Here is a 17026-nt window from a genome sequence, read left to right as displayed (position 1 = left end):
TATGCTGACCCAAGCTGTGATCAAACAGGCCAGTCTGGCCGCAATCTACAAACTTGAACCGCGCCAGGCGGTGAAAAACCCGGTGATGGGGGTGGTCTGGCTCGGCACTATGCTGTCATTTGGCCTGACACTGCAGCAAGGCTGGCACGGCCAACCTATTGGCTTTGCTTTTTGTTGCAGTCTGATTTTGCTGTTTACTTTATGGTTTGCCAACTTTGCCGAAGCCATAGCTGAAGCGCGTGGCCGCGGTCAGGCCGCCAGTTTAAAAGCCAGTCGGCGCGATTTAACCGCCCAACTGCTGAATAAATCTGGTCAGGTGCAGCTTGTGGCTGCCAGCCAACTCAGACCGGGAGATGAAGTTCGGGTGCTGGCTGGCGAATTTATTCCGGCCGATGGTGAGATCAGTCAGGGCGTTGCCACTATTAATGAGTCAGCTCTGACCGGTGAATCGGCGCCGGTACTGCGCGAAGCCGGCACTGATCACTCAGGGGTGATTGCTGGTACTAAAGTATTAAGCGGCAACGTGGTTGTCAGAGTCACCGCCGAAGCTGGCCACAGTTTTCTGGATAAAATGATCAGCCTGGTCGAAGGCAGCAACCGGCAAAAAACGCCCAACGAGCTGGCGCTGACGGTACTGTTAGCAGCGCTGACGCTGGTGTTCGTCATTGCGGTCGCCACCTTGCCGGCGATGGCCGCATTTGTCGGCATTGAGCTGGATCTGCTGATGCTGATCGCATTATTGGTCTGTCTGATCCCAACCACCATCGCCGGTTTATTGCCAGCCATTGGTATTGCTGGCATGAATCGGGCCTTACAGGCCAATGTGATTGCCAAATCCGGTAAAGCCGTCGAAGTGGCCGGTGATATCGACACTTTGCTGCTGGATAAAACCGGCACTATCACCTTTGGTGATCGTCAGGCCACGGCTTTCTTACCGGTCAGCGGTTGCCCGCTGGCTGAGCTTATCAATGCCGCCTGTTTGTGTTCGCTGCAAGATCCAACACCTGAAGGCAAGTCCGTGCTGAAACTGGCCCAAAGCGAAGGCTTCGGACTGCCACCAATGCCCGCCGCAGCCGAGTTTATCCCATTTAGCGCCCAAACCCGGTTATCAGGTTTATCCCAGCCAAGTGGCAGTCATCTGATGAAAGGTGCCGCTGATGCAGTGAAAAAATGGGCGCAAAGCCAGGGCGTGACCATTCCGGCGCAACTGGATGCGCTGGTGGCCAAAGTGGCACAACAGGGAGCTACCCCTTTAGTAGTCGCCAGTTCACAACAAATTTTTGGTGTGATCCAGCTCTCTGATGTGATTAAACCAGGTGTAGCCGAACGTTTTGCTGAATTACGCGCGCTTGGGGTTCGTACTGTGATGGTGACAGGCGATAACCCGGTGACAGCCGGGGCTATTGCCGCTGTAGCCGGCGTCGATGATTTTGTCGCCGAAGCAAGACCGGAAGACAAGCTGGCACTGATCCGGCGCGAACAAGCCCGCGGTCATCTGGTGGCCATGGTCGGTGATGGCAGCAATGACGCCCCGGCCCTGGCCCAGGCCGACGTTGGTCTGGCGATGAACTCCGGCACTCAGGCCGCCAAAGAAGCCGGCAATATGGTGGATTTGGATTCAGATCCAACCAAATTGTTAGCTGTGGTAGCGGTCGGTAAACAGTTATTGATCACTCGCGGCGCCCTGACCACCTTCTCATTAGCCAATGATGTGGCGAAATATTTTGTCATAGTGCCAGCTGTGTTTGCTGCAGCTATGCCAGAAATTAATGCACTCAATCTGATGCAACTGCCGGATCCACAAATCGCGGTGTTATCAGCGCTAATTTTTAACGCGCTGATTATTCCGGCGCTGATCCCACTGGCACTGAAGGGCGTGAAAATCCGCGCCATCAGCGCGGAAAAATTGCTGCGTAACAATATGCTGATCTTTGGCCTTGGCGGCATGCTGCTGCCATTTGTCGCCATCAAACTGATTGATGTCTTACTGAATTGGGTGATCTGATGACTAACAACAACTCCACAACTCGTACACTGCAGGTCCAAACCAAGGCCAGCCCTGCTGTTACAGCTACCCCGCCGGTCTGGCGGCCGGCACTGGGTTTATCCGTGCTGATGCTGGTCGGCTGCGGCTTGTTGTATAGCCCAGTGGTCACCACTGTCGGTGGCTGGTTATTCCCGCTGCAGGCGCATGGCAGTTTAATCAGTGCCACGCCGGCAGCGGCCGACTCAGCTACGGCTACTGCAAATGGGCGTTATGTCGGTTCTGCGCTGATTGGTCAGCCTTTTACCGCCAGTCATTATTTTCATGGCCGGCCGAGCAGTGTCGGCACGGATCCAATGGCAACCGGCGGTAGCAACTTAGCGCCTTCTAACCCGGCATTGCGGCAACGGGTCAGCGATGAGAGTCAGCATCTGGCCGCCTTATATCAGGTGACACCACAGCAATTACCGGTCGATTTATTGGCCAGCTCAGGCTCTGGCGTCGACCCGCATATTTCACCAGCCGCCGCCCGGCTGCAACTAGGCAGAGTGGCCACCGCCCGTGGCATCAGCACGACCGCGCTGGAGTTGCTGCTCAGCCAGCAGCAACAAGGCCCGCAGTGGGGCTTGTTAGGTCAGCCGACTGTCAATGTGCTGCAACTGAATCTAGCACTGGATCAGCAATTTCCGCTGCCGGCGACTATGCCCAGTAGCACGGCTGCAACATTGAAATAATCCAATTATCGCTGACAGTAAAGGCTGGCAACAGCGCTGGATAGCTTTATCCAGCGCCATTTTGTTCAATAACATAGGAATATTATGCGTATCAACTCTTTAACCCTGGCTCTGCTGTCCACCATCACACTGAGCGCCCTTTGCCCTGCCCCGGTCAGTGCTGCCACCAGCTCAGGTCAGCTGCAACTGGTGTCTGATTATCTGTATCGTGGCATTTCTCAGACCAATGAAGGACCGGCGCTGCAGGGCCAGTTTAGTTTGCAACAGCAGGACTGGTATCTGACGGCCTGGGGCTCCAATATCAAATTTGGCGACGGCAGCCTGGAACTGGATCTGTCGGCTGGCCGGTTCTTTCAACTGTCAGAGGATATCAAGCTGGATCTGGGGTTGATGCAATACCGTTACCCACAAGGCGATAATGACCAGACCGACTACAACTTTATCGAAGCCTATAGCAAACTGAGTTATCAGGACTGGACGCTGGGTTTGGCCCTGACCGACAACTATTTTGGCGCCGGCGTCGGTAAATTTGGCTATCTGACGCTGGATTGGCAACGACAGTTAGCAGAACAGGTACAGCTGCGCTGGCATCTGGGATACAATAGCTTTGCCGGACTCAAAGATTATCAGGGTTTTGTCGGCAGTGCTGCGGCCACCGTCAAGGCATACACCGACTGGAGTGTGCAAGTGCAAACATCACAACTTGGTTTGGACTGGTCACTTATGCTTTCCGGAACCAGTGTCAGTGCCAGCGACTGCATCAAGTTATGTGATACCCGCCTGGTGCTGGGTCTGAGTAAAAGCTTTTAATTAGTAAGGAATAGCGTCGTGGTGACAGATACACGCAGCCAGCAAGCCGATGCGCTGTTGAAAAACCTGCAACAACAGCGCGGTGGCCAACTGAAAATCTTTTTAGGGGCCGCGCCCGGGGTTGGCAAAACCTGCGCCATGCTCAATGCCGCCCGCGAGCGGCAGCAACAAGGCTGTCAGGTGCTGGTAGGCCTGGTGGAGTGTCATGGCCGGGCCGATACTCAGGCGTTATTGCAAGGCTTTGTGCAGTTACCAAGACGCGAAATCCAGTATCAGGGTCAACCCTTAAGCGACTTTGATTTGGATGCGGCGCTGGCCGCCCACCCAGAGTTACTGTTGGTGGATGAACTGGCACATAGCAATATCCCCGGTAGCCGGCATAAGAGGCGTTATCAGGACATCGCCGAAGTACTGGCTGCCGGTATTGACGTCTATACCACGGTGAATGTGCAGCATATTGCCAGCCTGAATGATTTAGTGCTGCAAATCAGCGGCATCCGGGTGCAGGAAACAGTACCGGATCAGTTTATCGACAGCGCCCGCCAATTGGTGTTTGTTGATTTGGCACCGAATCATTTACTGGAACGCCTGCAACAGGGCAAAGTCTATCTGGCTGACTACGCGGCCACTGCAGTGCAGCAGTTTTTTCAGTTGGAAACCCTGACCGCACTGCGGGAAATGGCGATGAAACGGGTGATGACGCACCTCGACAGCCAGTTATCGGCCGAACAGGCGGCGAAGGCGCGCAGCCATGATTATCTTATTCAGGATAAATTGCTGGTGCTGATTTCCAACCGCCGTGATCACGAATATCTGATCCGCCAAGGCCGGCGGATCGCGGAAAAACGGCAGATGCCCTGGCTGGTGGTCTGGGTCGATACCGGCCAACAACAATACCAGCCGATGCAGCAGCGGCTGCAATCAGCGCTGGCGCTGGCGCGCGAGCTTGGCGCCGCCACTGATATTCTGCGCGGCCCTTCGACGCTGCAAATGGTACTGCCTTATATCAGCGAACATCGCATTAATACCGTGCTGGTGGGTGCTGGCGTGCGCCGTTTCTGGCAACCCTGGCGCAAACCTTTGTATCAGCAACTGATCAACAGCTCATTGCCGCTGGAAGTCTCGGTCTGTCGCAGTGAAGAGCAGCAACCTCAGCGCGTCAGCAGTGCGCAATCCGGCACCTTTGGCCAAAAAGCCGGTTATGCCGCCGGTATCCTGCTGACGGCCGTCGCCAGTGGTCTGGCTTTGCTGCTGGATCAATGGTTGCAAAGTGGCAATCTGGTACTGATTTATGTGATGGCGGTGGTCTTGGCAGGTTTGAAGTTTGGCGCCAGGCCTGCCATTTTCACCGCGCTGTTGTCATTTCTGAGTTTTGATTTTTTCCTGACCGAGCCGTTTTACAGCTTTGATGTCAACAAACACCATGATGTCGCGACGTTGATCTTTATGTTGGTGATTGGCATGGTGTGCGGTCCGGCGGCGTCCCGCATCCGTCAGCAATTGTTGCTGCTCAAAGCCGCCAACCGCTATTCAGAATTGCAACGTGATTTTGCCCAGCAACTGACAGTGCTGCATCAAACCGAGGATGTCTGGCTGCTGCTGGCAAAGCAGTTGCAGCAGGCGCTGCGCTGTCCGGCCCATCTGGTGGTGTGGCAGGCGCAGCAACAACAACTGCTACCGACGCTACCGCAACCGCTATTGGCGCTGGATCAGGCTATGCTGGACTGGTGTCGCCGTCATCAGCAGCGCGCAGGCCGGTTCAGCGATACCCTCAATGCCAGTAGCTGGACTGCGCTGCCGGTGGTCAGTCCGGATCCTGCCGCCACCCAACCGCTCGCAGTGCTGATGCTGCAATTGCCCGCCAGCCAGTTGGTGCTCAGATCGGATGATTTGGACCTGATTCACAGCTTAGTGCAGCAAGCGGCCAGTGTCTGGCAACGTATTCACCTTAGCACTGCACTGGAAAGTTCAAAAATCAAAGCTGAAATGGAACAACTGCGCTCAGCGCTGTTATCGTCGGTGTCACACGATTTACGTTCACCACTGGCCGCCATGATGGGCAGCGCCGAAAGTCTGCAGGTGCTGGATCAACAGCTGTCCCCCGCCGATCGGACTGAGTTGCTCACTACCATTGTCAGTGAAAGTCAGCGACTGGATCGCTATATCCAGAATTTACTCGATATGACCCGGCTTGGTCATGGCACTTTAAAACTGCAGCGCGACTGGGTCAGCCTTGACGATATCGTCGGCAGTGCCAAACAGCGGTTAAAAAGATTTTTCCCAGCTCAGGAGCTGATTTATCAGCCCGATCCGCAGATGCCGCCCTTGTATGTGCATGCTGCGCTGCTGGAACAAGCGCTGTTTAATATCCTGGAAAATGCCGCCAAGTACAGCCCGGAGGGTGAAGCTGTGTTATTGCGGGTGCAACACCAGTCCGGCGGCAGAGGCCAGTCAAGCTGCCGGATTGAGATTGAAGACAAAGGCCCAGGCATTCCGGCAGAGCTGCGGGAAAAAGTCTTTGATATGTTTTATGTGGTAGCTGACGGCGACAGTAAAAGACATAACACCGGCATGGGGCTGGCAATTTGCCGTGGTATGATTGGCGCCCACGGTGGCACTGTGCGTGCAATCGCAGCGGCTGATGGCACAGGCTCTTTGTTTGTGATTGAACTGCCGTTGACCGAGCCACAAGCTTAAACCACAGACCTTTGCCCTTAGCTGGAGTTTACCCTTTGTCCGCACGTATTTTAGTGATTGATGATGAAACGCAAATCCGTAAAATGCTGAAGATTGCACTCAAAAGTGTCGGTTATGACGTCACTGAAGCAGATTCAGTGCAATCTGGCCTGGCCGCGCTGGTCAGGCAACAGCCAGACTTACTGATCCTGGATTTGGGATTACCGGATGGTGACGGCATGGCATTACTGGCCGAACTGCGTACTTTCAGTAAAATTCCGGTGATAGTGCTGTCAGTGCGCAGCGGTGACTGCGACAAAGTGCAGGCACTGGATGTCGGTGCTCAGGACTATGTCAGCAAACCTTTTAGTGTGGAGGAGCTATTGGCCAGAGTGCGGGCGCAATTGCGGGATCGACTGCCGGAAAAAACTCAGCCACTGCTCGATGATGGTTATCTGCAGATTGATCTAGCCAGAAGGCTGGTAAAGGTACAACAGCAAGCCATTGATTTAACACCAAAAGAATATGCAGTCCTGGCACTGCTGGCCCAACACCGGCAATGTGTCATTACGCAAAAACAATTGCTGGAACAAATCTGGGGGCCAACCCATGGCCACGACAGTCATTATTTGCGGATTGTAGTCAGCCATATCCGGCAAAAAATTGGCGACGATCCAACCGAACCCCGTTATCTGAAAACCGAAGCCGGCATTGGTTACCGGCTGATGTTGTAAAACGGCGCGGCTTCGGCCGCTGCTGCGCTAACCTGACTGAGTCAGCAATCCTGGCAACAATTTTTTTGTTCTGCCTGTCGATTCGCCCCTTACTGCTGCGACTATCCTTGTCACAGGAAGTACAACCGAGCCTGACTGTGACAACCAGCCACGCTGGTTGTAACCCTCAATGCAGATAAAAAAGGAACTCCTATGTCACAACCCACTGCAGCACGAAGCATTTTTGTGAATTTACCGGTCCAAAACTTAACGACCGCCATCGCCTTTTATCAGGCGCTTGGTTTTGTCAATAATCCGCAGTTCAGCGACGAAACCGCCGCCTGCATGGTCTGGAGTGAAAGCATTTATCTGATGCTGCTGACGCATGCCAGATGGCAGACCTTTACCAGCCGGCCTATTCCAGCCACAGACAGCAGTGAGGTGATGCTGGCTCTGGCACTCACAACTCGCGCCGCAGTGGATAGCATGGTAACCACTGCAGGTCAGCAAGGTGGACAAACGGATATTAATCCACTGCAGGAACTTGGTTTTATGTACAGCCGCAGCCTGGCTGATCCGGATGGTCACGTCTGGGAAGCATTCTGGATGGATCCGGCAGCCATGGCAGGTTAAGCAGCATCATCCGGTCGCAGCCAGACTGCGGCCGGTGTTGGCATCTTTGCTTAGCCGTTAAAAGTTTCGCCTGCCTGTTCACCAAAGGTCAACACAAGTTCAAAAAGCGAGCAGCAGAGCTAACGGGAAAACTCGCATCCGGCGTTAAATTCCTTCGGTTTAGTGCACTAAACCTTCAGAAATTTGCCTTGTCTGAGTCCTATTTTGCCCACGGCGGTTGCCGTTTTTTTAAACTGCTCGGTGCTCTAATTGCTTTATCAGCAGAATATCAAACCGACCGCTGGAAATAATACCTAGTTAAATCAATACTGCTGCACTGTAGTGCCCTATCAGACCATCATTGTTATTCCGCATGCAACAGGAGGTTGCCATGAAAGTTCAGTCACTTTGTACACTCTGTTTTATTGTTATTCTCAGCGCTTGTAGTCAACTACCGCAGTTGCCAAAAGATAGCGCAGCTGTCGCCGGTGCCGCCACTGTTGGTATTGATGGCATCGCCTGTGTGGGTCCGCTGCAGCCGCCGCCGCCGGGGTTAACCCCGGTGCAGGATGCAGCCTTATTACAACAGGCGCTGGGCGCAACTGGGGCTGGCAAAATTTGCGCCGGCCAGGTGTTCCAGGCCAAACAGCCAGTCCGGCTGTACCGGGTTTGGGATGGCAGTAAAAGTTACACTAAATTAGGCCAGTGGTGGTCTGCTGAATTACCACAAGGCCCGAAAGCAGCGTACCAGCGCGCCAATGCAATTTGTCCGGCCTGGAGTGCACTGGACCAACATGTCAGTTGCCAATTGAAACCTGGTAGTTTAGTGGTGATTGGCAATACTCAGAGTGCCGATTGTGCCGCCGATGGCGTGTTGGAAAAAAACGCGAATCAGCAATGGTTTGTCGCCAATGACGGACGAAACAATCAATATCTGGTGGATAACTGCCAGGAGCTGGGGAATTGGCCAACCGCAGCAGACACGACCACGGCGACAGGCACCGCGACAACCCACAGCAGTCAGCACTGATCGCTGTCGCCAGTTGCTGATCTGCAGTCAGACTATCAGCATCTGGCGGTATGATCGCCATTGCATGGCGGAAAAATATCCACTATGTTGTGCTGTCCGCCGCAACCGGCACATACCTCAGGCTATCAGCCACAAAACTCAAATAAAAATATCAGGGAACTGCAATGCAAAATTTGTTTTCTTCCGTCCGGCCACAGTGGCCAGCCTGGTCCGTACTGATGCTGGCACTGACGGCTCAGCAGGCTGATGCCACCCCGGCTCAACTGACCGATATCACCGCACAACAAGCACTGGAACAGATGGCCGCGAACCAACTGACAGCAGTGGAACTGACCAATTATTATCTGGCCCGCATCGACAAACATAACCGTCAGGGCGCCGACTTGCGCGCTATTGTCGACATTAACCGCGATGCGATTAAACTGGCCAGCCGGCTGGATGCTGAACGCAAAGCCGGTAAACTGCGTGGCCCATTGCATGGTTTACCTGTGGTGTTAAAAGCCAATATCGCCACCGCTGACGGCATGCCAACCACGGCCGGTGCTTTAGCGCTGAAAGGTTTTCTCAGTAAAAAAGATGCCGAATTAGTCACCCAGTTAAAAGCTGCCGGTGCCGTGATCCTCGCCAAAAGCAATTTATCTGAATGGGCCAACTTCCGGGGGCCGGCGTCCGCCAGCGGCTGGTCAGCCCTCGGTGGTCAAACCAAAAATCCGCATCTGCTGAGCCATTCGCCTTGTGGTTCCAGTTCTGGCTCCGGTGTTGCTGTGGCCGCAGATATGACCTTGCTGGCAGTTGGCACTGAAACCGATGGTTCTATCACTTGTCCGGCTGCAGTCAATGGCATTGTCGGGATCAAACCAACCCATGGTGCAGTGTCGGGGCATGGCATTATCCCTATTGCTGCCTCGCAGGATACTGCGGGACCAATGGCACGTACGGTCGCTGATGCAGCTTTATTGCTCGATACATTGGCAACACCTGCCGCCAGAGCACAATACAGTACATCACTGGCAGCGGCGGCCACACCGACCAAAGTAAAAAAAGTGGTGTTGGTACGTGCTTTTGATGCCGAATATCCGGCCGTAAAACAGATGCAGGATCGGGTAGCAGCCGTGTTGACACAACAGGGTATCACTGTGCAGCAGGTTCAGAGCTGGCAATTACCTGAACAACTGAGCAAAGATGAAATTACCGTGCTGGTGTATGAATTTAAACGGGATCTGAATCAGTGGTTAGCCGAGTATCAGGTGCCTGCTTCGGTGAACTCCATGGCTAAAATCATTGAATTTAATCAAAAAAAGGGCAAAGCTGCGCTGGCTTTTTATGGTCAGGAATATTTGCAACAGGCCAATAGCATTGATTTGGACAAAGCGCAGGCGGCTTATCAGCAGGCACTGACGAATAGCCGCAAACTGGCCGCGGCGGCACTGGATGCTTATCTGGTCGATGCCAAGGCAGATGCTATTTTATTACCGGCTTATGGCCCGGCCTGGCCTATTGATCATGTCAAAGGCGACCAATTTAACTTTGGCACCTCCACTGCTGCGGCCGTCTCGGGTTATCCGTCTGTCACTATTCCTGCTGGCATGGACCAACAATTACCCTTGGGGCTGAGTCTGGTGGGTCCACGCTGGTCAGAAGGAAAATTGATTGGTTTGGCAAGTTTATTGGAGCAACAGTTACCAGCCCGGGTCAAACCGCAGTTATAAGCAACAGGATGCGAACAGTCTTACCAAATATGGCCTGGGTTGGTTTTATCCTGCGTTGATTGGATCAAAGGTGCCGCTGCGGCGCCTTTTTTACGCTACGACTTTGGTCGAATTCAATGTCGCTATATTTGACACATTGGCCGAATTGACCAAAACTGCCTGCACAGTTTTGTCCTCCGCCCGGAGTTTTACCTATGGTCGCCAACATGTTGAAAAATGCCGTCATTGTCCTGTTGCTGTTTGGTTTGTTGACGGTGTTGTTATGGCTGCAAGTACCGCTTTGGCTCAGCCTGCTGCTCGGTGCTCTGCTGTTATTTGGTTGGCTGCAGTTACAACCGCAAAGCAAGGCCAGTGGCAACAGCGCGGATAACAGCGCCGGTGTTACCGGCAAAGATTTAAGCCATTGCGGCCAGGCCATCACAGCAGCAACGTCCAGCATGGCAATTGGTGCAGCAGAAGTGTCTTTTTATATTGATGGCCTGACCAAAGATATCCGCCAGGTCGGCGTAGATAGCCAGCAAATTGCCGCGGTTGCCAGCAACCTGACCAGCACCAGCGCCGAATTAAGTGAAAACCTGCAACATATTAGCCGTAATGTCCGGCACACCGCTGAAGGCACCAATCAAACCGATCAACGACTGCAGGCTGGCGTAGCGCGTCTGGCAGAGCTGGCAGACGCCGTCAATCAAGCTGCCGGTCAGTTGCAACAACTGCGCAGCAGTGCCGACAATATTCAGCGCATCACTGAAGTCATTCATAGTGTGGCCGATCAAACCAACTTACTGGCGCTCAATGCAGCCATTGAAGCAGCCCGTGCCGGCGAAGCTGGCCGCGGTTTTGCGGTGGTGGCCGATGAAGTTCGCACCCTGGCCGGTAAAACCTCCACCGCCACCCGCGATATTAGCCAGATGTTGCAGGATATCCGTCAGCAAAGCAGTCAGACCGGCGCGCAGATGGATAAGCTGGTTGAGATCAGCAACAGCGCCAGGCAGGAATTGCAGGCAGTGGCCCAAGGTGTGAATGATATCAGCGGCGAAATTAAACAAGCTTCAGGGGCACTGAGCCAAATTGATCAAGCCGGCAATGGCGTGTTACAGGCCAGCAGTGAAATTAGTCAGGCCATTGCCAATATTCATCAGGGCCTGGCCGCGATTGAAGATAAAGGCGGCACAGTTGCTGAGCAAGCCATTGATTTATCTGTCGAAACAGAAAGTATTTATCGGGAAATCAGCCAAATCGGCATCAACACATTTTTTGCGCCTGTACTGCTAGAAGCACAGCAGGCTGCCAACGCCATCGGCAATTTACTGCAACAAGCCATCAGCGCCGGGGAACTGGACGAAAAAGCGTTGTTCAGTGAACAATACCAGCCCATCAGTAATACCAATCCGCAGAAATATCATAGCAGTTACGATCGTTATACCGATCTACATTTTCCAGCTATTCAGGAACCGATTTTACAGCGCTTGCCGCAAGTGTTGTATGCAGGCGCCGTCGATCGCAAAGGCTATTTCCCAACCCATAACAAAAAATTCAGCCAGCCGCTGACCGGCGACTATCAAAAAGATTTGCTACAAAACCGCAGCAAACGCTTATTTAACGACCGGACCGGCAGTCGTTGTGGCAGCAATACTCAAACCATGCTGCTACAAACTTATAAAAGAGATACCGGCGAAATTCTGCATGATTTATCGGTGCCAATTATGGTGAATGGCCGGCACTGGGGTGGTTTTCGCATTGGCTTTAAACGCCACTGAGTCAGGTCGGTCTTCAACTCTGCGCGCTTCCGGTGTGGTTTTATCTGTGCTAAGGTTGACAGATATTTCCGCACTGACAGAAGCAACCTGATGATCCGCAGGGAATTTTTATTGCTTTCTTCCGCCAGTCTGGCGGCTCTGAGCGCCTGCAGCGCTGTGAGCAATCGCCAGCAGTCTGCGCTGCCAGCCGAATTAGACTGGCAGCAACTCCGCCGCCAATTACTGGGGGAATTGCTGCTGCCGGGACATGCTGAATTCAGCCGGCTGGGTAAAGCCGCCAATGCCAGATATGACCACCACATACCGGCGGCTATTATCCGCTGCGCCAACAGTCAGGACGTGCAGCTTTGCGTCAACTTTATCCGCCAGCATCAACTGCCATTTGCCATTCGCGGCGGCGGCCACAGTTATACCGGTTTGTCCAGTAGTCATGGCCTGTTGTTAGATTTGGGATTATTGCAACAGATCCGGCTGGATGGTCAGTTAGCTAGTATTGGTGCCGGTGCCAAGTTGGGTGATGTGTACGCCACACTGGGCCGTGACGGCCGTTCCATTCCGGCCGGCAGCTGTGTCAGTGTCGGTATCACCGGATTAACCCTCGGTGGTGGCCTTGGTATTGCCGACCGGCGCTTTGGCCTGACTTGTGATGCCTTGCAAAGTGTCGAAATTGTGACAGCGGATGGCGTGATCAGACAATGCAGCCGCAGCCAGCATGCTGATTTATTCTGGGCGCTCAGAGGCGGCGGTGGCGGTCAGTTTGGCATTGTGACCGAACTGGTGTTTCAGACCTTTGCCACCGGGCCTATTCGCAATTATATCGGTCGTTATCCGCTTCGCGCGGGAGAAAAAGTACTGACAAAGTGGCAAGGCTGGCTGAGGCAACTGCCGGACAGTTTGTGGAGTCAGGCCACTATCTGGTTTAGTGGTGACGCCCGGCGTGAGCCGGAAATTCAAATCCGCGCTTGTGCCATGGATGAGCCTGCCCTGCTGACGCAACACTGGCAACAATTGGCACTGCAACTAAGCGAAGTCTGGAGTGAACTGGATATGCAGGATCACCAATATCTGGATTTTATGCTAACCGACTGTGACGGCATGGAAATGCCAGAATGTAAGTTACCGAATCAGCATCAGAATGGCCGGTTAAAGCGAGTCGCGATGGCCGGCAGCTCAGATATTTTTAATCAGGCGATCCCAGCCCAGGGCATTACCCGGCTATTACAAGCCATCCGGCAACGTCATCAACAAGGCGGCCGTGGCGGCGTGATGCTGACGGCCATGGGCGGCGCCATTAACAAACTGCCGCATCATGACAGTGCCTTTGCCCACCGCCGGGCTTTACTCAGCGCCCAATACCTGATGAGTGGTCCGGTGGGTAGCCCGGAACCTTTAATGGCCGATGGTGCCCGTTGGGTCAACCAGATGCGCACCGTGATGAAAAGCTGGAGTAGCGGCGGCGCTTATCTGAATTATACCGATGCCTTGTTAAAAGACTGGCCCACAGCTTATTACGGCGATCATTATGCACGCTTGCAACAAATCAAAACCCAGTATGATGCCGGCCAGCTATTTCAGGGCCGACAGCATATTCAACCGGCCAAACTCAGCCAAGGCCGCTGAGGGCTGACCACAACAACACTGCATAGCTGCAGACAGGGAGGGAACTGATGTTGATGACCCAGACGTTATTATTCACCGCGTTACTGACAGGCACCGGCGCAGTGCCACCGCCAGAGCCTCAGGCTGACAGCGAAATATTTGTCAAAGCCGGCAGTTTTCATGCTGAAATCGAAGGTCCGGCCACCGATCAACAAGGTAACTTATATGCTGTCAATGTTGGCGGACCGGCAGATAGCTATAAAGGCACTATAGGTAAAGTGACGCCAACTGGTGAGGTCAGCCTCTATTTGCGCTTACCTACTGGCAGTGTTGGCAATGGCATCCGGTTTGATCAACAAGGCGCAATGTATATTGCCGACTATACTGGCCATAACATCTGGCGTTATGCTGCGGGCAAACTCAGTCTGCATAGCCATCAGAGTCAGATGCATCAACCTAATGACTTGGCCATCAGCCGCAGCGGTGTGCTGTTTGCCAGCGATCCGGACTGGAAAAATAACCAGGGTCAGATCTGGCGGGTAAGCCAAGCTGGGGATAGCCAGTTAGTAGAAACTGGCATGGGTACCACCAATGGGATTGAAATCAGTCCGGATCAGCAAAAATTATATGTCAACGAAAGTGCACAGCGCCGGGTTTGGGTGTATCAATTAGACCAAAATTTACAAACCGGACAAAAAAAATTGCTGCACCAGTTTGCTGACTTTGGGCTAGATGGCATGCGCTGTGACGACGCCGGCAACTTATATATCGCCCGCTATGGCAAAGGCGTAATTGCCAAACTGAGCCCAGATGGCACCTTACTGCAGGAGTATCAGTTGCAGGGTAAGTATCCGACCAACGTCAGCTTCAGCCCGGATCAGCAGTGGCTATACGTTACGATGCAACAACAAGGTGCCGTGGAAAGGATCAACCTGCGCCACAGCAAAAAATAGCACCCAAGGCCGAGCAAATCAGTCAGATGCTGGCGGTGCCGCATTCTGACTGGCCGGCAGCGCCGCATTCTGACTGACTGGCAGCGCCGCATTCTGACTGGCCGGCAGCGCCGCATTCTGACTGGCTGGCAGCGCCGCATTCTGACTGGCTGGCAGCGCTTTTACCGCCAGATAACCGCTGTGACTGATGCCAATCAGTGCCAATAATCCTTCGGACAACTGCGGTAACTCCGTCAGCATGGTCAAAGGCGCACCGGTTAATCTGGCAAACATGTTGTTTAAAGTCGCCGCATAAATCAGCAAGCTAATCAGGGTGAAAAAAAACATTTGCACCCGGCTTAAATCCAAATGAGCGGCATTGCCGGTTTCTTCACCGGTGAGCATATCACTCCATTTTGCTTGTCGCTGACTCTGATTGGTCACCACCAGCCCCTGATGACTGCTGGTCTGTTCACCCTGTTGCTGTAGCTGAGCAAAAGTTCGTTCCATCTCAAGGGTTTGCGGTGTCTGGGCTTTTTTGCCATTGAGGATCAAAGGGGAAGCAGCCAGCGAGGTGGTACTGATCCCCATCAACAGCCATAACGTCGGATCCAAAGCTATGGTATTGATGGCCTGAGCGCCAGATAGCTGCATATTCCACAGCACTGCCACGGCATAGGAAGGCAAAATCAGCCAGGTCCAGGCCAGCAATTGAAAACGTGATAATGAAATGACGTTACGCTCATCAATCAGCACACCACGCCAGGAGCCGGTGATCGTCTTGCCTAGCAGCAACAACACCAACAGCATCAACAATAAATAGCCATACCAAAGCTGCAATGCACTCACTGCCTGCCCCAATCCGGCAGCACTGAAATACAACACTGCCGCTAGCAAGCTGAAAATCAGTAGATAAGACAAACGCCCTTGATTTGCCATCGTCGGCCTCCTTGTTCCCCGGACTAAACACCCTAGGCTGTTGAAGTGTAGCGCAAGGCTGCCAACTGACAAATGGCAGGGCTATCACAATAACGCTGTATTAACGTCCCGGTTCGTAGCCGTCATACTGCGGTAAAGTGCAGTCAAACAGATCCCAATTGGCTTTGGAGCTGACAAAGTTATGCGACAACGGCTGCTCGCGGATGTCGCAATCGAGCAAGCCGAGCCGGATCCGCAGCCGATGGGGTTCTGCCTGATTTGCACTGTAAACCGGTGAACCGCAATGCTGGCAAAAATAACGTTTTTTACCCGGCGCCGCCGAATAACACTGTAACAGCTCAGCCCCAGCCAGCAACTGCAGATCTGCGGTGGCGACAAAACCATTGGTGGCGTAAGCACTGCCAGTGCTTTTACGGCATTTGGAACAATGACAATGAATAATCGCCGTGATAGGTCCGTCAATTGCCAACCGGACTTGTCCACATAAACAACTAGCCAGATAACTCAAGCTGCCTTCCTCCTTAATAAGTTCAGCAACGGCATTGCAGCTGTCGGTCGCCAGCACAGTGACGGTCCTGTTATAGCGTAAAAAGCCGACTACTGTTGTTGCCGGATATAGCTGGTCACTTCACCCACAGGCGCCAGCCAATAGCCATTGGCTGGATCTTGCAGATAGTGGATCAATTGCTCCAGCGCCTGCAAATCTGTGCTGTAAGGTCCTGCGACACCCACCTCATGACCAACCAGGATCAACCACTTATCTTGTTCGCGGTATTGTTCCAGTAGCTGTCGCATCTGGTTAAAGGTTAAACCATCAATTTTCAGCCCGGCTAACTGGGCAAAATCGGCATAAGTCGGATCATTACCGGTTTCATTGTTCCAGGTCCGGCCCGTGGCAAAGTGCTCGGCAATCAGCGGTACATAACTTTGCACCGCCCGGCCACGGCCGACAAAAGTTTGGCCGCAAGGATAAGCGAAATGACGGGGGCTGACACCTAACATCCGCTGCAAATCGGCCTGGGAGGCTTGCAACTCACGTTGCATAAACGCTAAGTCCACTTGCTCCAGACCGGCATTACGATTGCGTAACCATCGAAAATTGCCGGTGCAGGTATGGGAACTGGTGTGGTTACCAATTTCATGGCCATTTTTCACCGCTTGCTGCCACAAAGGCAATTGATGCCGGATATGATAGGGCAACAAATAAAAAGTCGCTTTGACGCCGAGTCGCTCCAGCAAAGGCACCGCCAATTGTACCTGACTGGCATGACCGTCATCAAAACTGATGGAGACGGCATTGCTGTTTTTGTCAGGATAATTAAATGCCGGCTCAGCGGCCTGGCCAGCGTGCAGCCAGCTGGCTCCAATCAGCAGAGCCCAGCCAGGCCAATGCCATTTGCTGTGCTGGCGTTGAGTCGTGTTGCCGTTAGAATTCATGATTTTTCTCAATCAGTTGTGCCGCAATCAAGCCGTCAGGTTGACGACTGGACGATAGACACGATTTCAGTGGCGATCATAACAGGCTGGCAGG

Annotated in this window: 14 protein-coding genes; 11 read left to right on the top strand and 3 right to left on the bottom strand. The window is 53.3% G+C overall.

From position 1 onward, the window contains the following. Window position 1: 1 nt before the first annotated feature. From kdpB to AC53GJ_RS06770, 11 genes are all read left to right on the top strand, one after another. A complete protein-coding gene (gene kdpB, locus AC53GJ_RS06820; RefSeq protein ID WP_496731819.1) occupies window positions 2-2005 on the top strand; it encodes a potassium-transporting ATPase subunit KdpB in 2004 nt (667 codons plus the stop codon). Continuing rightward, on the top strand, window positions 2005-2718 hold the full coding sequence (kdpC, locus tag AC53GJ_RS06815) for a potassium-transporting ATPase subunit KdpC (RefSeq protein ID WP_496731818.1): 714 nt from the start codon (window positions 2005-2007) through the stop codon (window positions 2716-2718). Before kdpB ends, kdpC begins: the two co-directional genes overlap by 1 nt. Window positions 2719-2802: 84 nt before the next feature. Beyond that, window positions 2803-3528 (top strand): TorF family putative porin, encoded by a 726-nt coding sequence (locus tag AC53GJ_RS06810; RefSeq protein ID WP_496731817.1) that lies wholly within the window; start codon window positions 2803-2805, stop codon window positions 3526-3528. Between the two features lie 18 nt (window positions 3529-3546). Next, complete coding sequence (locus tag AC53GJ_RS06805) at window positions 3547-6225, top strand: DUF4118 domain-containing protein (RefSeq protein WP_496731816.1); 2679 nt, start codon at window positions 3547-3549, stop codon at window positions 6223-6225. Window positions 6226-6260: 35 nt separating this feature from the next. Continuing rightward, entirely contained in the window at window positions 6261-6938 is a 678-nt protein-coding gene (locus AC53GJ_RS06800; RefSeq protein ID WP_496731815.1) for a response regulator, read from the top strand. Between the two features lie 192 nt (window positions 6939-7130). After that, the gene (locus AC53GJ_RS06795) at window positions 7131-7550 is read left to right on the top strand and encodes a VOC family protein (RefSeq protein ID WP_496731814.1); all 420 of its coding nucleotides are present in this window, start codon (window positions 7131-7133) and stop codon (window positions 7548-7550) included. 370 nt (window positions 7551-7920) lie between these two features. After that, window positions 7921-8559, top strand: coding sequence for a hypothetical protein (locus AC53GJ_RS06790; protein ID WP_496731813.1), 639 nt, complete (start codon window positions 7921-7923; stop codon window positions 8557-8559). A gap of 164 nt (window positions 8560-8723) precedes the next feature. Further along, entirely contained in the window at window positions 8724-10268 is a 1545-nt protein-coding gene (locus AC53GJ_RS06785; RefSeq protein ID WP_496731812.1) for an amidase, read from the top strand. Between the two features lie 194 nt (window positions 10269-10462). Then, on the top strand, window positions 10463-12025 hold the full coding sequence (locus AC53GJ_RS06780) for a methyl-accepting chemotaxis protein (RefSeq protein WP_496731811.1): 1563 nt from the start codon (window positions 10463-10465) through the stop codon (window positions 12023-12025). A 90-nt stretch (window positions 12026-12115) separates the two neighbouring features. Beyond that, window positions 12116-13645 carry an FAD-binding oxidoreductase gene (locus AC53GJ_RS06775; RefSeq protein ID WP_496731810.1) on the top strand — a complete coding sequence of 510 codons (1530 nt, stop codon included), beginning with the start codon at window positions 12116-12118 and terminating at the stop codon, window positions 13643-13645. A 47-nt stretch (window positions 13646-13692) separates the two neighbouring features. Continuing rightward, entirely contained in the window at window positions 13693-14577 is an 885-nt protein-coding gene (locus AC53GJ_RS06770) for an SMP-30/gluconolactonase/LRE family protein (protein WP_496731809.1), read from the top strand. A gap of 18 nt (window positions 14578-14595) precedes the next feature. On the opposite strand, the gene AC53GJ_RS06765 is transcribed toward AC53GJ_RS06770, so the two are convergent. The 3 genes from AC53GJ_RS06765 to AC53GJ_RS06755 all read right to left on the bottom strand — a co-directional run bounded on the left by AC53GJ_RS06765 (window position 14596) and on the right by AC53GJ_RS06755 (window position 16932). Beyond that, on the bottom strand, window positions 14596-15495 hold the full coding sequence (locus AC53GJ_RS06765; RefSeq protein ID WP_496731808.1) for a hypothetical protein: 900 nt from the start codon (window positions 15493-15495) through the stop codon (window positions 14596-14598). Window positions 15496-15595: 100 nt separating this feature from the next. Further along, window positions 15596-16003 carry a GFA family protein gene (locus tag AC53GJ_RS06760; protein ID WP_496731807.1) on the bottom strand — a complete coding sequence of 136 codons (408 nt, stop codon included), beginning with the start codon at window positions 16001-16003 and terminating at the stop codon, window positions 15596-15598. Window positions 16004-16092: 89 nt separating this feature from the next. Continuing rightward, a complete protein-coding gene (locus AC53GJ_RS06755; RefSeq protein WP_496731806.1) occupies window positions 16093-16932 on the bottom strand; it encodes a polysaccharide deacetylase family protein in 840 nt (279 codons plus the stop codon). Between the last annotated feature and the right edge of the window lie 94 nt (window positions 16933-17026).

This window comes from Rheinheimera sp. B2H12 (genome assembly GCF_059620065.1).
This window is presented reverse-complemented; position numbering and strand designations above follow the sequence as displayed.